The organism is Paenibacillus endoradicis (assembly GCF_024721975.1).
Map to the genome: position 1 here is coordinate 219,172 of NZ_JANQBB010000008.1, position 21,617 is coordinate 240,788.

17 protein-coding genes are annotated in these 21,617 nt (G+C 36.1%); 10 read left to right on the forward strand and 7 right to left on the reverse strand.

The features are described 5' to 3' along the window. The first annotated feature begins 28 nt into the window (after positions 1–28). The 3 genes from NV377_RS22910 to gtfA are packed head-to-tail and all read left to right on the forward strand — an operon-like array spanning position 29 to position 4,181. Positions 29–1,699, forward strand: coding sequence for a glycoside hydrolase family 13 protein (locus tag NV377_RS22910; RefSeq protein WP_258203140.1), 1,671 nt, complete (start codon positions 29–31; stop codon positions 1,697–1,699). A gap of 35 nt (positions 1,700–1,734) precedes the next feature. After that, complete coding sequence (locus NV377_RS22915) at positions 1,735–2,697, forward strand: carbohydrate kinase family protein (protein WP_258203141.1); 963 nt, start codon at positions 1,735–1,737, stop codon at positions 2,695–2,697. 14 nt (positions 2,698–2,711) lie between these two features. Further along, positions 2,712–4,181: a sucrose phosphorylase gene (gene gtfA / locus NV377_RS22920; RefSeq protein WP_258203142.1), complete on the forward strand. Its 1,470-nt coding sequence runs from the start codon at positions 2,712–2,714 to the stop codon at positions 4,179–4,181. Between the two features lie 166 nt (positions 4,182–4,347). On the opposite strand, the gene NV377_RS22925 is transcribed toward gtfA, so the two are convergent. Next, entirely contained in the window at positions 4,348–5,529 is a 1,182-nt protein-coding gene (locus tag NV377_RS22925; protein WP_258203143.1) for an acyl-CoA dehydrogenase family protein, read from the reverse strand. Between the two features lie 271 nt (positions 5,530–5,800). Beyond that, on the reverse strand, positions 5,801–6,718 hold the full coding sequence (locus NV377_RS22930; RefSeq protein WP_258203144.1) for an ArsR/SmtB family transcription factor: 918 nt from the start codon (positions 6,716–6,718) through the stop codon (positions 5,801–5,803). Between the two features lie 305 nt (positions 6,719–7,023). Here NV377_RS22930 and arfA point away from each other — a divergent pair, with 305 nt between their 5' ends. The 5 genes from arfA (at position 7,024) to NV377_RS22955 (ending at position 12,895) form a co-directional block, all read left to right on the forward strand. Continuing rightward, entirely contained in the window at positions 7,024–8,517 is a 1,494-nt protein-coding gene (gene arfA / locus NV377_RS22935) for an arabinosylfuranosidase ArfA (protein WP_258203191.1), read from the forward strand. Between the two features lie 17 nt (positions 8,518–8,534). Next, the gene (locus tag NV377_RS22940; RefSeq protein WP_258203145.1) at positions 8,535–9,881 is read left to right on the forward strand and encodes an ABC transporter substrate-binding protein; all 1,347 of its coding nucleotides are present in this window, start codon (positions 8,535–8,537) and stop codon (positions 9,879–9,881) included. Positions 9,882–9,976: 95 nt separating this feature from the next. Beyond that, entirely contained in the window at positions 9,977–10,876 is a 900-nt protein-coding gene (locus tag NV377_RS22945) for a carbohydrate ABC transporter permease (RefSeq protein WP_258203146.1), read from the forward strand. Further along, entirely contained in the window at positions 10,873–11,706 is an 834-nt protein-coding gene (locus NV377_RS22950) for a carbohydrate ABC transporter permease (protein ID WP_258203147.1), read from the forward strand. Before NV377_RS22945 ends, NV377_RS22950 begins: the two co-directional genes overlap by 4 nt. A 244-nt stretch (positions 11,707–11,950) precedes the next feature. After that, positions 11,951–12,895 carry a stalk domain-containing protein gene (locus tag NV377_RS22955; RefSeq protein WP_258203148.1) on the forward strand — a complete coding sequence of 315 codons (945 nt, stop codon included), beginning with the start codon at positions 11,951–11,953 and terminating at the stop codon, positions 12,893–12,895. Positions 12,896–12,997: 102 nt separating this feature from the next. Here NV377_RS22955 and NV377_RS22960 read toward each other — a convergent pair whose 3' ends face one another. Further along, on the reverse strand, positions 12,998–14,038 hold the full coding sequence (locus NV377_RS22960; protein ID WP_258203149.1) for a Gfo/Idh/MocA family protein: 1,041 nt from the start codon (positions 14,036–14,038) through the stop codon (positions 12,998–13,000). A gap of 16 nt (positions 14,039–14,054) precedes the next feature. Then, the gene (locus NV377_RS22965; protein ID WP_258203150.1) at positions 14,055–14,942 is read right to left on the reverse strand and encodes a sugar phosphate isomerase/epimerase family protein; all 888 of its coding nucleotides are present in this window, start codon (positions 14,940–14,942) and stop codon (positions 14,055–14,057) included. Positions 14,943–15,069: 127 nt separating this feature from the next. Between NV377_RS22965 and NV377_RS22970 the strand changes: the two genes are divergently transcribed. Next, positions 15,070–15,984 carry an AraC family transcriptional regulator gene (locus NV377_RS22970; RefSeq protein WP_258203151.1) on the forward strand — a complete coding sequence of 305 codons (915 nt, stop codon included), beginning with the start codon at positions 15,070–15,072 and terminating at the stop codon, positions 15,982–15,984. Positions 15,985–16,112: 128 nt separating this feature from the next. Here NV377_RS22970 and NV377_RS22975 read toward each other — a convergent pair whose 3' ends face one another. The 3 genes from NV377_RS22975 to NV377_RS22985 form a co-directional block, all read right to left on the reverse strand. Further along, positions 16,113–17,927 carry a sensor histidine kinase gene (locus NV377_RS22975; protein WP_258203152.1) on the reverse strand — a complete coding sequence of 605 codons (1,815 nt, stop codon included), beginning with the start codon at positions 17,925–17,927 and terminating at the stop codon, positions 16,113–16,115. A 1-nt stretch (position 17,928) separates the two neighbouring features. After that, on the reverse strand, positions 17,929–18,942 hold the full coding sequence (locus NV377_RS22980) for a helix-turn-helix transcriptional regulator (protein ID WP_258203153.1): 1,014 nt from the start codon (positions 18,940–18,942) through the stop codon (positions 17,929–17,931). A gap of 222 nt (positions 18,943–19,164) precedes the next feature. Then, on the reverse strand, positions 19,165–19,548 hold the full coding sequence (locus NV377_RS22985; protein ID WP_258203154.1) for a response regulator: 384 nt from the start codon (positions 19,546–19,548) through the stop codon (positions 19,165–19,167). A gap of 464 nt (positions 19,549–20,012) precedes the next feature. Between NV377_RS22985 and NV377_RS22990 the strand changes: the two genes are divergently transcribed. Then, complete coding sequence (locus NV377_RS22990; RefSeq protein WP_258203192.1) at positions 20,013–21,605, forward strand: S-layer homology domain-containing protein; 1,593 nt, start codon at positions 20,013–20,015, stop codon at positions 21,603–21,605. The last annotated feature ends 12 nt before the right edge of the window (positions 21,606–21,617 follow it).

Here is a 21,617-nt window from a genome sequence, read left to right on the forward strand (position 1 = left end):
AAAAAATAAAAGGTAGGTAATATATCGCATGAAAACAACATGGTGGAAAGAAGCAGTAGCTTATCAAATTTATCCAAGAAGTTTTGTTGATACAAACGCTGATGGTATCGGTGATTTAAGAGGGATTATTACGAAACTCGATTATCTAAAAGAATTAGGAATCGATGTAATTTGGATTTGTCCGATGTATAAATCACCAAATGATGATAACGGTTATGATATTTCCGATTATAAAGATATTATGGATGATTTCGGTACAATGGCTGATTTTGATGAGCTATTAGAGCAAGTTCATGCTCGTGGTATGAAACTAATTCTTGACCTAGTTCTTAATCATACCTCTGATGAACACCCTTGGTTTATTGAATCAAGAAAGGGCAAAGACAATCCATACCGTGATTACTATATTTGGCGCGATGGTAAAGACGGTAAAGAGCCTAATAACTGGGAAAGTATTTTCCACGGTTCTGCATGGAAATATGATGATGCAACTGAGCAATACTTTATGCACATCTTTTCATCACGACAACCGGATCTAAACTGGGAAAATCCAGTTGTTCGTAAAGAACTGTATGACACAGTAAATTGGTGGTTAGATAAAGGGATTGACGGTTACCGTGTAGATGCTATTTCTCACATTAAAAAAGTGGCTGGCTTCCCTGATATGGAGAACCCAGAAAACTTAGATTATGTATCGTCATTCCCTGGACATTTAAATCAACCAGGCATTCAAACATTTTTAGAAGAATTTCATCGTGAAACATTTGCGAAATACGATATTATGACTGTCGGTGAAGCTAATGGTGTAACTATACATGATGCAGATGAGTGGGTTGGTGAGGAAAACGGGAAATTCAACATGATTTTCCAATTCGAAGCAAATGGTTTATGGGGACAAGGTGCTGATGGTTCGCTAGATTTAATCGCACTTAAAGACACATACACTCGTTGGCAAAAAGCATTAGATGGAACAGGTTGGAATGCACTATTCTTAGAAAATCATGATCTACCTCGCTCTGTATCGGTATGGGGAGATGATAGAAACTTCTGGCTTGAGTCATCTAAAGCACTTGCTACAATGTTTTTCTTTATGCAAGGAACACCGTTTATTTATCAAGGACAAGAAATTGGTATGACAAATGCTAAATTTGACTCCATTGATGATTATAATGACGTATCTGCTAAAAATGCGTATCGCATTGGAATTGAAAGTGGTAAAACACACGAAGAAATTATGACACCGATTTGGGTTAATGGTCGTGATAACTCAAGAACACCAATGCAATGGAATGCCCAAGAAGGTGCTGGTTTTACTACAGGAAAGTCATGGATGAAGTTAAACCCTAACTATAAATCGATTAACGTTGAGCAATCGATTCAAGATTCCAATTCGATTTATAACTACTATAAAAAAATGATTCAACTTCGCAAGCAAGATGAACTATTAGTTTACGGTCGTTATGAATTATTGTTACCTGAAAATGAGCAAGTTTACGTATATACGCGTGAATTCAATGGTGAAAAAGCTATTGTTATCGTAAATATGTTTGATAAAGAAGCTAATATTTCGTTGCCTGAAGAATTAGATGAAAATCAATATGATCTTATTTTGACAAATGCAGTTAATGAGGAAAAATTCGCAATGAGCATGTCACTTAAACCATTTGAAGCTCGTGTATACCGCTCCAAACGTGTATAGAAATAAGATACATTAACAGCAGGAGGAAGATCATCGTGTATATATTTGATCAACCAGTACAACTAACAAACCATTCGAACGATTTACTTACGATTGGTGAAATTTTAGTTGATATGATCGCCAATGATTATGATGATAGTCATACGAATAATAGATTAACTTATGAAGCTTTCTTTGGTGGTTCACCGTCAAATATTGCAATGAATACTACTCGTCTTGGGATTCGTTCGAAGGTGGCAGCAGCTGTTGGCGATGATCGTCTAGGTCAGTTTTTACAGGATCATCTAGTTCGTGCAAATATTGATACTACACTTATTCAAACGCACGAAGCAGCAACAAGTATGGTTGTTTTATCTAAAAGTAAAGGTTCTCCTATTCCGATTTTTTATCGCGGAGCTGATGCTCATCTTGCTTATACGGAGCAATTCGCAGAAGCAGTGAAGCATACTAAAATTATTCACTTCTCATGTTGGCCTCTGTCAGCATCACCTGTTCGTGAAACGATAGAAGCTGTTATTGCACAGGCAACGCAATCAAATAGCTTAATATGCTTTGATCCTAATTACCATCCGAGCATTTGGCAATACGATGAAAATGCTTTCGAATATATAAAAACGATTATCGCAAAAGTTGATATTGTAAAACCATCTGAAGATGATGCAGCTCGATTATTCGGAGATGACTTGCCTGAAGCACAAGTGAAAAAGTTTTTAGATTTAGGTGCTAAGCTTGTCATTATGACGCTCGGAAAAGATGGAGCAATTGTCTCTAACGGTACAGAAACGATGACATTTGCTTCTGTAGCAGAAGAAGTGGTTGATACAACAGGAGCCGGAGATGCTTTTTGGTCAGGTTTTTATACAGGTATTGTTGAAGGTTTACCGCTAAAGTTAGCTTTACAATTAGGCTTTTCAGTAAGTGCATATAAGCTTAAGTTTGTCGGTGCGGTTGTAGACCTACCACATTACACAACTTTACTTAATGGCAACGTTAAATAGAGGAGGTTTTACTTATGTCAGTTAAAAATCAGGTTCAACTTATTACGTACCCCGATTCATTAGGTGGTAACTTACAACAACTTCACCACATAATGAAGAATCAATTCAATGGTTTATTCGCAGGTGGTATTCATATTTTACCTCCATTTCCATCCTCAGGTGATCGTGGCTTTGCACCTTTAACCTATTTGGAAATTGAACCGAGTTTTGGTACATGGGAAGACATGCGAAATATTGGGAATGAATTTGATGTGCTGGTAGATCTAATGGTCAACCACATATCTCGGCAGTCGCCATATTTTCAAGATTTCTTAAAGAATGGCAAGGATTCAAATCATGCGAATTTATTTATGCCACTCGAAAAATTGTGGGCAGATGGCAAGCCAGTAGAAGAAGATATAGACAAAATGTTTTTACGTCGCCCGAGACCATATTCAACGTTTACCATTGAGTCTACGGGGCAACAAGAGACGGTTTGGACAACATTTGGTAAGACTGATCCGTCAGAGCAAATAGATTTAGATGTGAAAGCAGATGAAGTGAAAGCATTATTAAAAGAATTTTTCGTGAATTTCAAAAATAACAACGTGAAAATGGTTCGCTTAGATGCAGTGGGCTACATCATTAAAAAACTAGGTACAAGCTGTTTCTTTGTTGAACCAGATATTTATGAATTTTTAGATTGGATCAAGGAATTAGCAGATAGTTTAGATATCGAGCTTTTACCTGAGGTACATTCACATTATTCGATTCAATATAAGCTTTCTGAACATGGTTTCTGGATATATGATTTTATTTTACCTTATCGTATTTTAGAGGCTTTACTTACGAAGCAATCAACTACACTTAAAGATTATTTAACGACAAGACCACATAAGCAATTTACGATGCTTGATTGTCATGACGGTATTCCAGTAAAGCCTGATCTAGATGATTTAGTTAATACGAAAGATGCAAAAAAACTTGTAGATGAGTGTGTTAGCCGTGGCTCCAATCTAAGCTTAATCGTGTCAGAAGATCATAAGGGTGAAGATGGTTTTGATGTTCACCAAATTCGTTGTAGTTTCTATTCAGTATTAAATGAAGATGATGATGCATATATAGCAGCTCGTGCTATTCAATTTTTCACACCTGGTATCCCACAAGTTTATTATGTAGGGTTACTTGCAGGTGAAAACGATGTTGAAGCAGTCGAGCGTACCGGTGAAGGTCGTGAAATCAATCGTCACAACTTTACGATTGAAGAGATTGATGCTTCGCTTCAAAAGCCTGTTGTACAGCGACTATTCAAGCTTATACGTTTCCGTAATGAGTATAATGCTTTCAATGGAACATTTGAAGTTAAAGCTAGTTCGGAGCAAGAGCTTATACTTGCATGGACTAACGCTCCAACGTATTGTGAATTAACGGTTAATTTATTAACTAATGCATCGAAAATTGTCTACATTACAGAGCAAGGTATCGAAATAACTGAAAATATTTGATGTAGGCTACTAGTTTAGTTGGAGAAAGTTAAATAGTGGCTTATAATCTCGATATTATAACACCTCTTGGAGGTAGTGAGGCAACATCAAGTAATGTTCCGGGCTATCCAACAAGAGGTGCTTTTTGTGTGCTGTAAAGTGATGATATTCATGAATGGCTATCAACTCATATTAAAAGCGTTGCCTCGTGAATAGCTTGCTTGCCTAAATTCGTAATAACCATATCCTCCATTGGTGGATTATGTAGTCCGAATCGCACATCACGATATAAGCGCTGTAATGGATGACTGACGGCTAAGCTATGCGCACCAACGATTTTCATAGCTATATCAACAACCGACATCGCTGCTTTTTGAGCGAATACTTTAGCAGCTGTAAGCTCAGGGATAAGGTAAGAATCATCTTGAGTTGTATCCCTTGTATCCCAACGCTGCGCAACGCTATAGAGAAAATGGCGAGCTGCATGAAGCTCTAGCTCCATTTGCCCAAGTTGCTGGGTTACAGAAGGCGTATAAAGAATAGGTTGAGTTAACGTGCTTGGCTGATATTCCTTAGCAAATCGTAGTGCTTCTCTTCTAGCTGCAAGTGCAATTCCTAAGTAGCAAGCAGGGATATGCAATAGAGCAGGGCTAGCTGCAGAGATTCTTTCGCTTGGATAATTGTAGACTAGGGCTTTTGTAGGGACGATGACATTGTCTAATACAAGATCATGACTAGCAGTTCCCTTCATACCGACAACATCCCATGTAGGATCAATCGTTATTCCTTTTGTATCACGAGGAATAATAAATTCTACTGTTCGCTCCTCATATCCAGCCGTGACAATATAGTAATCTAGTACTGGTGATAATGATGTAAAAGTTTTACGACCATTGAGTAGGAATGTGCCATTGGATAACGCGATAGCTGTAGTTTGTGGTTTACCGCCACGTTGAGGACTTCCTGTTGATTTTTCTGTCGCAGCCCGATTAACAATCATTTTTTGCGTTACAACTGCTTTATTAATCTTTTCTATCTGCTCCGTAGACCATAGTTGTCTGTGATTCAGGTCATACATTACACTGAGATGCCATCCAATACCTAAAGCAATCGCGGCATCTCCTTGAGCTAATCGTTCTTGATAGAGCACTAGTTCATAGATGGATATCTCTTGACCCCCAAATGCTTTCGGTACGGTGAAAGCTGGGTAGCCAATCCCACGTAATGCCTCAATATGATTATACGAGAAACGATTTTCCAAATCAGCCAGATGCGCCTCCTCGATAAAGGAATCCGCTAGGTCACCTATCAACTTCACTTTTTGCTCCTGCTCATCAGTACGAACAAACATCCATTGTTGCGTAAACATTTCATATCATTCCTTTACTGGGCAAATTTTGATCTATATTATTAAAGGACTATTTAAGGGGTTTTATCTTTTAATATAAAAAAACATTAATTTAGGTTTAGTATAATTATCACTGTTATTTCTAATTGATTCAAGCAAGTAGTTAGGTGGGACTTCCTGTTGAATGATATATCAGCGAGATCGATGAGAACGGAGAGAATAAGCCAATTAAGAATGCTAGGAGAACCTAATATTCTTAATTGGCTTATTTGTTATGTTAGCTCAGATTAATTTAATTATCTTGAACATCATATAGTACTCTTGCAAGTAAATCTTGACTATAGTTACCAAAGTTCTTTCCAAAGATCGTTAAGCCTCTTTTATTCGTCGAATGTTCAGGCAAGCCAATTCTAAATGTTAAGTCACTCTTATAATCTAGTTGAATATGGCGAAGTGATACATTTGAAATACGACAGCCGTCAATAAAGCTGCCTTCATTATTAATTCTGATTAATTTTAACATCCCATATTGATTTAAATGTGGTGGCCACCATTCTGGGTTGAAATTACCACGAGTATCACCAAAATCACCTGGACTAGTCCAAGACCCAATTTCAATATTGTTTAATGAAAAATAAATGTCAGAGGGATAATTGTTGCAAAATCCAGGGGCTTCTGATCCTAATTCCATAGAAAACTGAATTTCCTTAAACATATGATTGGGTTTTAAGTAATTTGGAATACGGTATTCCAAAAAACCTTCAGATAACCAAATGATTTCTGCATTAATTCTTTGCGGATCCGCAAAATATCTTGGATCATCGAAATCTCCAATAATACTGTCCTTCGTTGCTAGACCGCAGGTAGGTAGTGCTGAATAATTACTATAATGACCAACTTGAACTTCAACCTCATAAAGATTTTCTTTATCTGTTGGTTTCAAATCAATTAATAATTTATCTTCGTTAAGATAGCAGATCTTCTGAATACCATGTTTACCAACGGTAGAGTTAATATGGATAAGTCCGCTTTCTTCCAACTTTTTGATGTGCATCGTAATTGCACCGTTCGTTAATTTAAGTTCACTTGCAAGTTCATTTAGATTCAAGGATTGTTTTTTCACTAACAAATCAAGTATTTGAATACGCACTTCGGAGCTTAATGCCTTAAAAATATGAAGCCCGCTCATTAGATCTTTAATATAGATCATTCACTATATCTCCTTAAACGTTATATGTCTTATCATATACGAAAGGAAAAGTGAAATAAAGGATATTGTTTAATTGAATGCAAATTTATTTTAATTATATATAAACTAAATGGTTGGTAATGTCTTGTTTTTGTCGAATTATCGCTTGTAAATTAGATCAGTTTAGATTTATCTAAACTAGTTTAGAATATTATGTTTACAAAAAAAAGGCTTTGTGCTATTTTATTGTTGTAAGCGCATTCACATCCTATTTTTTCACATGAGAGGGGGATGATACTTTGCTATCATCTGGACTTAAGACAAAAATGATCGTTGATAAAGATTTCAAAATTGCTGAAGTAGATTCCCGTATTTATGGATCATTTATTGAACATGTAGGTAGAGCTGTATATGGTGGGATTTATGAACCAACTCATTCAACTGCTGATGCTTTGGGTTTCCGAGGGGATGTAAAACAGTTAATTCAACAACTACAAGTTCCAATTATTCGTTATCCAGGGGGGAATTTTGTATCAGGGTATAACTGGGAGGATGGAGTAGGCCCAGTGGAAGATCGTCCAAAGAGATTAGAATTGGCATGGCGTGCATTAGAACCAAACTATGTCGGTACGAATGAATTTATTAAATGGGCAAAGGATATTGGCTCAGAAGTCATGATGGCTGTAAATCTAGGGACTAGAGGTATAGATGCAGCTCGAGATTTACTTGAGTATTGTAATCATCCTGGAGGAACCTATTGGAGCGATTTAAGAATAAAGCATGGCTATAAGGAGCCCCATAAAATTAAAACATGGTGCTTAGGGAATGAAATGGATGGTCCTTGGCAAATTGGTCAAAAAACTGCTGATGAGTATGGAAGAATTGCTTACGAAACAGCAAAGGTCATGAGATTGGTTGATCCGGATATTCAATTAGTATCTTGTGGAAGTTCCAGCACAGCAATGCCAACCTTCCCAGAATGGGAAGCGACTACACTTAGCCATACTTACGAGGTAACAGATTTTGTTTCGTTACATCAGTATTATGGAAATCGTGATGGGGATTCAGCTAATTACTTAGCTAGAACGATGGATATGGAGCATTTCATTCATACCGTTATCTCAACTTGTGATTATATTAAAGCGAAAAAACGTAGCAAGAAAACAATGAATCTAAGCTTTGATGAATGGAATGTATGGTATCACTCCAATGATCAAGATAAGAAAATCGATCCGTGGAGTGTTGGTCCACCTCAGCTAGAGGATAATTACAACTTTGAAGATGCACTTTTAGTAGGAAGTATGTTAATTACGCTATTACGACATGCCGATCGAGTTAAAATGGCATGCTTAGCACAGCTGGTTAACGTTATCGCTCCAATCATGACAGAAGAAGGCGGAAAGGCGTGGAAGCAAACGATTTTTTATCCTTATTTGCACACATCAATCTATGGAAGAGGTACATCATTGCTACCAATCGTAGATTCGCCGAAATACGATGCTCAGGACTATACCGATGTTCCTTATCTAGATAGTGCGGTAGTATACAACGAACAACAAGAAGAAGTAACCATATTTGCCCTAAATCGAAATTTGACGGAATCTTTAAATCTAACGTGTGATATCAGAAGCTTCGAAGATTATCAACTTGTTGAGCATCTTGTGCTAGAGCATGAAGACTTGAAAGCAGTCAATACTGCGCTGGAAGAGAAGGTTAAACCTCATTCCAAAGGTGCCTCTGAAATAAAGGATGGCTATGTATCAGCAAGTCTTGCAAAAGCTTCTTGGAATGTTATTCGTTTGAAAAAAATTCGTAAGTAAATTTAGGAGGGTCAATTATGATTAAAAGATGGTTAAGTTTAGCTGTTGTAGTATCAATGTTTGCTATGTTGATTGCGTGTTCAGGTGGTAATGGAGGAACGAGTGGAGGAAACAAAGGTGGCAGTGATGCTGTTATCGATGGTGGTGCAGATGATACAGCTACTGAGTTATCCTACTGGACGTTTGTTGAATTGCATGGACAGCTCTTTGAAACAATGCTTCCAAAATGGAATAAAGCAAATCCAGATCGTCAAATTAAACTCAATGTTTCCGTAATGCCATACGATGATATGCACAATAAGCTTAGTATTGCGATTCAAACAGGTGTAGGTGCACCGGATATCGCAGACATAGAATTAGGTAAATTCCCCGATTTCTTAGCAGGTACTCCACAACTTGAACCACTTAATGATGTAATTGATCCTTATCGTGACACAGTCGTAGAATCTCGTATTAATCTTTACACCAAAGATGGAAAAAATTACGGAATTGATTCCCATGTTGGAGCATCAGTAGCATACTACAATGTAGAACTATTGGAGCAAGCTGGTATTGACTATACAACAATTGAAACTTGGGAAGATTTTAAGCAAGCAGGTATAAAGCTTTATGAAGAAACAGGTAAATATATGGGCACTGCAGATACAAGTGCACTATGGCAATTATCTCAACTCCTAGCACAACAAGGATCTGATTTGACAGATGATAATGGCACGCCTCAAGTGAATACACCAGAGGCGATAAGAGCGTTAACGATGCTTAAAGACTTACAAGATAACAATGTGATAGCAACGATTGCTGGTGGTCAACCAGATACAGAGGAAGCATACGGTGAATTCAACGCTGGAAACTACGCTACAGCATTCTTACCATTCTGGTTCATGTCTCGTTATACAAACTATATGGGTGAGCTTAGCGGGAAAATCGCACTTGCTCCAATTCCAGTATTGGAAAAAGGTATGCCGCGTTCTGTAGGTGGTGGCGGTACAGGTACGGTCGTTACAAAAACTGCAGTAGATGTTCAATTAGCTAAAGATTTCTTAGCTTTTGCTAAGCTAACTGAGGATGCAAATATTGAAATTTGGAACACATTAGGATTCGACCCACTTAATATGAATGTTTGGGAAATGGAAGAAGTTACACATAATCCAGAAAATACTTTTGTTAAATATTTTGTGAACAATCCATTTGATGTTTTGAATGATATTAAAAGTGAAATTGAAATGATCAAATCTACTTCAGCATCACCAACAATTAATAATGTCCTTGGGACGATTACTCTTAATGAGATTTTTGAGGATGGAAGAGATGTAACGGAAGCATTAAATGATGCTCAGGCTCAAATTGAACAAGAACTGAAATAATATAGCTATTTCAAGTAATGTAGAACCGCTATAAATGACGTAGAATTAGCACGTTTAATTTATAGCGGTTCTTTTCTTAAAGGGAGGAAATGACCTTGATAAAAAGATTTATTTACTCACAAAAGATAGCACCGTATGTATTCATTCTTCCATTTGTATTAGTATTTGCAATCTTTTGGGCATATCCTTTATTGAATTCATTTGAGATGAGCTTTCAAAAGGTTTCTTTGGGTCAGGAATCTAGCTGGGCGGGAATTAATAATTATACGAAGCTGATGGGAGACACCGTATTTTTGAAGGCTGTTGGTAATAGCTTCATCTATATGGTCATTACGCTAGTTATATTAATTCCTCTACCGATGCTATTTGCTGTTCTATTAAATAGCAAATTCATGTGGGGAAGAGAGTTTTTCAAAGCTTCATTTTTCTTTCCTGCACTAACATCTGTCGTTGTAGCAGGTACGATCTTCAGATTAATGTTTGGTGAAATGGAAGGATCAATGATAAATAATATTTTAGGCTCATTTAATATTGAGCCTGTAAAGTTTTTAAAGGGTCAAGTGACAGGCTTTATCGCACTAGTAGCTTTAGCAACCTGGAGATGGATGGGCGTAAACATGCTCTACTTTCTATCAGGCTTAAAAAATATTCCGGATGATTATTATGAAGCTGCTGCAATTGACGGTGCTTCAAAATCACAGCAATTTTTCAAAATTACAATACCGTTATTAAAGCCAACATCTATCTATGTACTTACGATTAGTATTTATGCAGGTTTAGCGATGTTTACAGAAAGTATGATGTTATGGAATGGTAATAACTCTCCCAAAAATATTGGCTTGACGATAGTTGGTTATTTATATCGACAAGGGATAGAAAAGAATAATCTAGGCTATGCAGCTGCTGTTGGTATCGTTCTTCTAGCAATCACAATGATTATTAATATTACTCAACTAACAATATCAGGAATGTTTAAGAAGGAGGAACAATCATGAATAAGGCTAAAATGATGAAGATTGTTCTTTTTTTCTTTTTCACCCTAGTATGCATTCTCATACTTATTCCTTTCTATGCAATCATGTTAGCATCCTTTAAACCCGGTGGTGATTTAGTCCGTTATGGACTTAATCTGAATTTTGATTTATCGATTATGAGCTTGAACAATTTTGAATACTTGTTTTCGGGTAAGCATGCATATTTTGATTGGTTCTTCAATTCAGTCGTATTGACCATTGTACAAGTGGCATTAACTTTAATTATTAGCGCCACGGTTGCGTATGGTTTTGCGGCATATCAGTTTGTTGGGAAAAACTTCTTATTTATATGTGTGCTTATGATTATGATGGTTCCATTCGAAATTTTATTGCTTCCACTGTACACATTAACGAATCAATTGGGATTAATGAATACCTATTCTGCGATTATATTACCAGGTATCGCAAGTGCAGCGACGATTTTTTTCTTTAGACAATATATTAGCGGTATTCCACGTGAGATTATTAGTGCCGGTAGAGTAGACGGTGCTTCTGAATATGGTATTTATGTACGATTAATCTTGCCAATTATGAAGCCATCTTTTGCTGCAATGGCGATTTTGAATGGGATGAATAGTTGGAATAACTTCATATGGCCGTTTATGGTTCTTAGCGAAACCCAAAAATATACACTACCAATTGGTCTGAAAACTTTGCTGACGCCATATGGAAATAACTATGATTTATTAATTGTGGGTTCATTCTTCTCAATTATTCCGATATTGATTCTTTTCCTAGCCTTCCAAAAATACTTTATTGATGGCATGACGGCTGGTGCGGTAAAAGGTTGATATGAAGATTTAATTTTTCATGATAGGAAAACCCGAAAGAGAGACACTTTACATCTGGTGTCACTCTTTCGGGTTTTCTGTCTTCAGTATTATTAACAACTAATTCAAATATGAGCTAATATTTGAATTAGAACTCTATAAATATATAAAAATATAAAAATATGAATTATTGAGATGCTATACATAAAGTGCTATAATATGTAAGTTCGTTTTGTGTAAATTAATGATATGAGGAGAGATTATTATGAAAGTATCACGTAAGATATTAATCTTTATTACTGTTTTTTCTTTGCTACTTAGTATTAGCTCTATAACCTATGCATCGGGACTTTTACGAAAGATCACAGCATATCAAAATCTTGGAATTCAAATTGCGGTAGATAATAAGACTGTAAGTATGAAAAGTGATGGTGTCGAGCTATACCCAATCACATTCGAAGGTAGAACCTATGTACCAGCTAAGCCACTTGCAGAAGCTCTTGGTGCATCCGTAAAGTGGGATGGAGCAAATAATAAGGTTATCGTAAGTTCAGGTAAGGGCACAACAAGTACAGGATCAACAAATAGTGGATCAACATCCGAGAACAATTCATCTTCTAATAATTCGTCTTCGACTACAGGCACAGCTTCTACGAATAAAGGAACATTATCAGATCCAATTAAATTTGGTACAGCATTTACCTATAATGATACATACAATTACAAGCCAGGTGAATATGATAATGACTCTGCAACATATACGTTGTCAATTACAAAAGCTGTACCTATTAGTTCCAGTGAAATTGAGAAGCTTGGATTTAAACCAGAACCTCAGGAAGGTATATCATATATGTTAGTGGATGTAAATTTGTCCGTTAAAAATGCTAAGTTCACAAAAGGATCTAGCAGTGATTATGATTACAATTATCTTTCCTCGTATGTGCCTAATTTTACGGGTGTTCGTACAGCGTCAAATGACAGTATTATTGGTGTAACTGATTATGGATTTGATGGCTCTTTATCTCGTAATATTGATAAAGTATTACCTGATTTTCCTAAAGTAGGTCCTAAGGATTCCAAATCATATTCAGCAGCGGGTTCTATCATTGTGCCAATTTTTACGAATAAAGAAAATTATTTAATGGTAAGACGAGATGACACTAATCTTGAATATGATGAAAGTTATATTTATTTTAAGCTGAAAAAATAACAAGTAATAACAATACATTCAATACTAGTTTAGTTGATCGACTTAGGTCCTGTATGGTTACAGGACCTAAGTTGTTTTAAATAGCGAAAAGATTAAATGATTCTACCCTTTATTCAAAAAGCTGTTTATATCAACTTTTTGCCCAAGACGTGCACTTTCAACAGCTGCCATAACCATTGCCATACTATAAATATTATCACTGCTATCGGTTTCAGGTTTACGTCCCTCAGATAAAGCAGAGAACATGTCCTCAAGGCAGCCCTGATGGAAAGTTAGAGGTAGCTCTATTTCTTCACAAATTACGCGATTATACTCCTGCATAAACTTACCTTCTTGACCCTCTGACTTAATGACGTCAGCATAGGGAGCTCCAAGGCCATCCCAGATTGCTGTTCCTTTGTCACCGATAATTCTCCATGATGCTTCCCATGATGTAGGGGCGCCTTCTGAACACCATGAACCACGATAATCGAACACAGAACCATCAGACATTTCAAATATGCAAAGTGCCATTGCATTGCCTGTATACCAAGATCCATGCGGATTGAATTCATGACAGTACACAGATACCGGATCTGCTCCTAAAATCATACGTGCCTGGTCGAATGTATGAATCGCCATATCAAGTAGAAGCGGGCTTTCCATAGCATCGCGGAATCCTCCGAAATGTGCACCTATGAAAAAGTCAGCGCTTGCAAATCCAACGGTACCAATCGTATTATCAGTAATTAAGTTACGAAGAGCACGAATTCTCGGATCGAATCGTCTATTTTGCATAATCGCATGCGTTTTTCCAAATTCATTTGCCATTGATACTAGCTCAGTACATTGGTCAATTGTCTCAGCAAGAGGTTTCTCAGCGAGTACATTGCAGCCGAGCTTCATAGCGGTCGAAGCGATGGAATAATGACTAGCTGGTATCGTAATATCTAGAACAAGATTAGCTCCAGTAGCTTGAATCGCTTCGCTAATATCTGTAAATATTGGACATTGAAGCTCTTTACGCTCAGCAAAGTTTTTCGCTGCTTCAGGAAAGATGTCTACAAGACCGACAATCGTTGTATCTCCACGAGTTAGAGCATAATCAGCCCATACGTTAGCCATATTGCCACAACCTGCAATAATAACTTTATAGTTTGACAAGTTGATTCCTCCTCTTCTAGATTGGATTAGGTACATATTGCCCGCCACGACAAGATTTTAAATAATTAAGCGCATGAACTTGCCCTGTCATTTCTAGTTCATCTTTATATACAGGATCATGCCAGCCTTCGATATCAATTGAACCTTTATAGCCATGTTGACGTAAAATCGTAATAATATCTGACCAGTTGCTATCACCAAAGCCAGGAGTGCGGTGCCATACAAAAGGTTTTGGACCGTGAACCCCATGCTCTTTTACAATATCCCAAGCAATGCTAGCGTCTTTTCCGTGTACATGGAATACTTTATTAACCCATTTTCTTAATTGAGGAATTGGATCAATTAGGCTTACCATCTGATGACATGGTTCCCACTCTAGTCCGATATTGTCTTCTGGTACAGCATTGAACATTAGCTCCCAAGCTGTGGGATTATGAGCAATATTCCAATCGCCGCGCTCCCAAGTTCCACCCATATCACAATTTTCAAATGCGATACGTACGCCTTTATCGGCTGCACGCTTAGTAAGTTCACCAAATACTTCTTTGAATCTAACAATAGATTCATCTATCGGACGATCTGTAATACGACCTGTAAAGCCAGATACAATATTTGCTCCGAATAAGTGAGCATGATCAATCAATCTCTCCCAACTTGCTAAAGTATCAGAGTTGTCACCTTCTCCAGTAAGGGGATTACCAAATACACTTACTGCTGACACGGCAAATTCATGCTTGTCTGAAAGTTCACGAATGCGCTTAGCAAGTTCCTTAAGATCTGTTTCGCCTGTCGTTTGCCAAAATGTAAGATTAAAAGATTCAAAGCCATGGCCTACAATTTGAGGAATGACAAGATCTGCGTTACCACCATTAACTAGCGTTCCAATACGAATTGACTGTTCCATACTTGTTATCACTCCAATATTGTCATATATTATTGATAGCAACCCTATTATAGATCAGTTTTTACTAGGTTGCGTTATCCGATATTGGCGGAAATTAGTCTTATATTGTGGAGGTGTACGAGCACAGATGAGTTACCCGAAGGAACTGTGGGAAGATACACGACTTACACAAAAAGCATATCCCATTCAAATATTTCCGAATCGTGCTAGTCATATTAAAAAAGGAGATTGTATCCTTTATTTGCACTGGCATGTACATCTGGAATTAATTATTGTGCGTAAAGGAATGGCAGTTTTTCATATTGATAGTCGACCCATTGAAGTTAAAGCAGGAGATGTATTGCTTGTACCAGGGGGAAGCTTGCATGTAGGCTATTCACAATCGGATGAAGATTTTGAAATGGATTGTATTGTATTCAACCCAGCATTATTCAACGAATGGATGAATGACCCTGTACATGTTCAGGTTGTATCGATATATTTGGAGGGAAAAGCAAATTTTCCGCTGCTAGTCTCAAGCTTTGAAGACTGGGAAAGCCAGTATAAGATGGAGTTGGATGAAATAACGACTGAGTTTCTTAATAAAGAAATCGGCTATCAGCTCATTGTAAAAGCGAAGCTTTATGCTTGGTTTGTTAAGCTCGCTCGATATTATAGTAAGCTTCAACCCATTGTTATAGAGAGAGAGCCCTATTTCGCGAATCGAGATCATTTCAAACAATTAATTGACTGGGTAAAAGAGCATTATACAGAGAAGTTATCCGTTAAGCAGGCAGCAATGATGGTTGGTCTTGATCAATATTATTTCTGCAAACAATTCAAAAAACTAACAGGAAGAACGTTTATTGAATATGTAAATGTTTGCAGAGTAAGTGAAGCGGAACGTTTATTAATAAGTAGTCAAGCAACTATAGGTGAAATTGCTACTCATGTTGGCTGTGAGAACGCAAACTATTTTACAAAACTATATAAACAATACAAGGGGATCACACCTTCTGACGTACGAAGGCATCAACATGGACATAACTACATTAACCATTGATAGCAACATATCGTTGTCATCTAAGCTAGTACAAGATCAAAGCGAAACTATCATTATAAATAAAAATGTGGCGAAGGTAGTAGAAGACTACTTTCGCCACATTTTTATTGTTATCAATTATCTTAGACTTATTCATTTTTCATAGGGAAATATAAGGTAATCGTAGTTCCTTCATTTTCTTGACTTTCGATCGTAATACCATAAGGATCACCATAATAATAACGAATACGGTCATGAACATTTTTTACTCCAATATGTTCTTCAGCTACCATATCGACAGGGGTATCAAGTTTGGATTGAAGCTGTGCTATTTGCTTTGCAGTCATGCCAACCCCGTTATCTTTAATGAGAATAAGAAGCTGTTTGGATGTAATAGCCGTACTTACTTCTACTTTTCCTTTTCCGACTTTTCTTTCTAGACCATGAACAATAGCATTTTCAACAAGTGGTTGTAAGATGAAATGCAGAATGATTGCTTGATCACTGCCGGTTACTAAATTTTCTTCGTATTCAATTTTATCTCCAAATCGTAATTGTTGTACTTTAATGTACAATCTTATTTGTTGTAGTTCTTCTTGTAAGGTTAACGTTTCTTTACCTGTAGGAATAAAACTTCTAAATAAATGCCCCACGATTCCGATCATTTCTGCCGTTTCTCGATCTCCATTAATAATGACTTTCATCTGTATCGTTTCTAATGTATTAGCCAGGAAATGAGGATTAATTTGACTTTTTAATGCGCCGTATTGTGTCATTTTTTGCTGAACTTTTGCATCCGACAGACGTTCAATATATAAGTTTAAGTCAGCTACCATCTTACTAATACCGTTGTAAAGTACACCGAATTCATCGTTTCGTTTGCTATCAAGTTTGAGATTGAAATTACCAGAACCAACTAGTTTGACTTGTCTACTTAATCGAATAATAGGTTGCGTGACACGTTTGTACAGTATGAATAAGAAAAGTAATGCAGTAGCTAATGATAATAATGCTAATGCAAATATAATATTTTGAATGTTTTTTGCATACTTAATCATTTCATATTCAGAGATATATTGTACGACCTTCCATCCTGAATAAGATGAGTCTACATAATTGACATAGGACTTTACATTTTGAATACTTGCATAGAAATGACCAGCATCTAAATTTGTATAGTCTACCTGCTCTAACTTTTCTGTAATGGCTAGTAAATTTTCATCTACCATTGTCGGGTCTGAAGCATAGATTAATTGATTATCTTCATCGAGAATTAAAAATTTTCGATTTGTTATTTCTGATTTACTTAATATTTCACGCAAAGAATCTAAGCGAATATCTACTAGAATGACACTTAATGCTTTTTTAGTACCACTTTTGTTAATGACTCGCGCAATAGAAATGACTGAGTCTAAAGCATCGACACGATGAAAAGGTTTGTGAGTTCCAAATAATACAATTTGTCCCTTCGCTTCGAGCGTTCGCTTATACCACTCTTCGTCCGTAAAGTGGCCAATATTATAATCAGCACGATTGAAATTTGCTGAATAGAATACTCGGTTTCCCGTATAAATTTGTACACTATCTACATTTTTAATAGACATTTCGATTGAACCAACAAAGTTTTCTATTACGTTTTCATATTTTAGTTGCAAATCTTCTGCATTATCAAACTGTGTGTTTGGCCATTGCTCTAGTGCAAGTTGTAGATTAATATCCATTAACGATGTAATCGTTCCTTTTTCGATACTCTGCAAGTATTGATCAATATTTGATGACAAATTAGTAAGGATGAGATGTGAACTACTCTCATGCTCCGTTTTGACAACTTTAGCAGCAGTAATAAATAAAACGACAGAAATAATAAGTAAAGGTATCGTTATCGTCCCGATAATTATGAAAAATATTTGCTGATTGATACGTCCTACTTTTGATAGCTGAAAGTACTTCCATTTTTTGAACATATTATATTAGCCCCAATTGTTTGCGATATACGGTAGGTGTCATATTCGTAACTAACTTAAATGTCTTTACAAAATGTTTGTAGCTGCGATAACCGCACATCATACATATATCAGCTACGGAATGTTGAGGATCAGCAAGACATTTTTGTGCATATTTTATTCGTATTTCTGCTTGGAAAAGTGAGTAGTTTTTGTTTAATTTTTGTTTGAACAATCGGCTCAAATAAGATGGATTGTAAAAAAATCGAACAGCAACCATTTGTAGTGTAATATCTTGATCAATGTGATCAACTATAAATTGTGCGATTTTCGGGAAAAGTTGATCTTCATGTTCCAAATTTGATTCATGATGAGAGGTTATGTAATCTCGATTGAGCTGTACAATCCAATCTCCTATTCGATTGATAAGATGTTCTAGTGATATAAAATCGTCAAGAAAAGATAAATTGAAGAGGCGCTCATTATAAATACCTTCGATTTGTATATTGTTTTTATGTGCAAAACGAACGGTTATACTCATTAACTCCTGCATATAAGCAAGTAATGATTCAGGTGCCGCCAGTGATAATTGTTTTGTAAATTGTGATTTTAGCATTGCTATAGATTTGTTAGCATCTTGTTGTAGACATTGAAGGATGAGTTGCTTTTCATTTTCCTCTAGTTGAATAGGTTTTTTCTTAGATGTGGAAGGTGTTGTTATCAATGCATAATAATGTCCTACACTAAAATAGCGTTGATAGAGGTTAATCTCTAATAGTTTGTATAATTCTTGTAATTCGAATAAATGAGGCGTTATTTCGCTCTGTGATAAGAAGAGAAACATGCCAGTATCTTTATATATATCTTGCAACTTATCATTAATAAAGTTTCTTTGAGAGTCTATATTTATTTCAATGTTAGTAGGACAGAGGATAAGACCATACATTTTATTTTTCCAATAGTAAGTAACAATTTTTAACTCGTTAGTATGTTCAACGAAATGGTAGGTAGATTCATGAATTAATTGTTCAATCATAGCGTGCCAATATTTATTAGTAACACGATGCCCATTGGTAGATGGAATATAAGAAACGATGAAAGGTGAAAAACAATAATCTTCAATGTTCAAAGATTCGATATATTGGGATGTTGTCCAATCTAATTCATCCGTCAGTATCGAGCGGATAAAATCACTAGCCTTAAATTGTTCATGAAGTATGAGATCTTTCTCGATCGTTAATTTATGTAAGTGAAGTTGTTATTGTTCTAGCAATAGAGATGAACATTTTTCGATCGATGCTAAACTAATGTCATATTGTAACGGCTTCAATAAATATTCTGTAATTCCACCAAGTTTTATTGCTCGTTTTGCATATTCGAAATCACTATATCCTGTTAGAATGACAAACAAACTATGTGGTAGCTGCGATCTAAGCTGTTCGATCATATCAAGTCCATTCATGACAGGCATTCTAATATCGGTAATGATAAGATCAGGACGTTCCTTTAATGCTAATTCTATCCCTTCCTGACCATTCTCAGCTTCAATAATTTTCGTAAAGTGTAGGTTTTCCCAATCAAAATAATATTTAAGACCTTCTCGAATAATCGGTTCATCTTCAACTAGCATGAGTTTGAACATATTATCATTTCTCCCTTCAATATCTTGTTGTAAAGAGCAACGATCATGTACATACGATGATTCTACTACAGTATATACGAAAAATAATGTGAGTAACTCAATGTCATATAATAATGTTATCTTTTATAACATTGATGTAAAAATACCACCCTCTATGTAAAGATAGGGGTATTTATCATTCTTAAAAACATAATACGATGATATTTCAAATTGAACAAATGTAAATGATGAATCTACTCCATTTTCAAATTTAATATTTACACAATCTTAAGAAACATAACATATATCCTAAATTCCCCCCCTTATCATATGTAGCAATAGAAAATAGAATTGAATTAATTGTTACTATTCATTTTTATTTATTCGTAACAAGATAAGAAATTGCTTTATAGTTTTCATTGTTTTCTTCAAGCATTAGATTTACGCGTTAAATTTTCGTCAATTGAGGAGGAAATGAAGTGGGAATGAAGCGAAAGAAACGGTTAGTTAGTTATTTATTAGTGTGTATGTTAAGCATGTCTATGGGGTTAATTGCAAGTGCAGAGAAATCAACGGAAGCTACTCCAGCGTGGGTCTCAAATGAGGTTCAAACATGGAAAGAACTTGATTTATTGCGGGGTGACTCACAAGGTAATCTATTACTTAAAAATGAAGTTAGTCGAGTGGAGTTCATCACATTTATTAATCGAATCATGAATCATCAGGTTGAAAGTAATAAATTGATTAATGATGTACCTGACGATGCTTGGTATGCCTCCGAAATGAAAAAGGCAATAGCCGCAGGTATTATACAAGGCGATGAGAAAGGAAATATGAATCCTACTCAACCATTAACTAGAGAAGAAGCAGCCTTAATTCTTACTCGTATATTCCAATTGAGCAGCTCTAAGGTTGAGACTCAAACCTTCCAAGATCATGACTACATTTCAGCATGGGCTAAGGATGCAGTATATACGCTGAAACATGCAGGTTTTGTAATAGGTAATTCTACTGGTAATTTTGAACCTAAAAAATCAATTACTAGAGCAGAAGCAATCAAAATGATAAATAATGTGATGGGTCAATTAATTGCTGATGATAAAGTACATAGTGATATAACTGGTACTAATCTAGTAATTAATACCTCTGGTAGTACACTATCCAATGTTAATTTAACTGGTAATTTATACATTACAGTTGGTGCCGGAGAAGGCACAATTGTATTAGAAAACGTCAATGTAGCCGGTACTATTTACATCAATGGTAGTGCAAAGGTAGTTATACGTAATAGTCATGTCGAACAGCTTATTGTAAATCATGCGGATGTTTCTACTACGGTTGAGCTAGATGGTAGCACAACGGTTACTACTATTACTTTACAAACAGTTAGTCAGCTAGTTGTAGGTCCACAATCATCCATAGATACGTTAACAGTTAATGCAGCCTCGGTTGTAACAGGAACTGGAGTTATCGGCAAAGCAGTTATTAATGCAGCAAATGTTAGTCTAAGTCAGACTCCTAAAGTGTTAACTTTAAATGTGAAAGAAGTCATCATTGCTGGAAAAGTTGTAACTAAGGAAGAGCTAGAGAATGAGCAAACAGATAATAATACTTCCCCAGGAACAGACACATCTACTCCATCACCTAAAGTAACGAAGCTTTACACTTATGAACAATTATTAAGTATCGCTAAGCCAACTGAATCAGAAGCATTAGTGCAACAATATATTAGTTTCCTGCAAGATCCAACCTATACCCCTTCTATAGCGAGTTCTGCTAGTGAAGTACCAGACTTTACGAATGCGCTTACATTTGTGAACGCTGATTTTGATGTTAAGCCCTCAATCTTCGCCTCATTACGTGGTATCAACACTTCAATACTAAATGAGAAACGCACAATATTGTGGATTGGTACAGATGCAGGAGTAACACAAATTAAATTATCTGATAATTCCATGAAAACCTACAACTTAGAGAATAAGCAATTATCTGATAATCGCGTTTTATTAATTATTGCAGATGGAAGTAAAGGGATATTTGCCATTACCGAAACTGGGGTTTCACATATCTATCAATAAGGAAGGGGATAT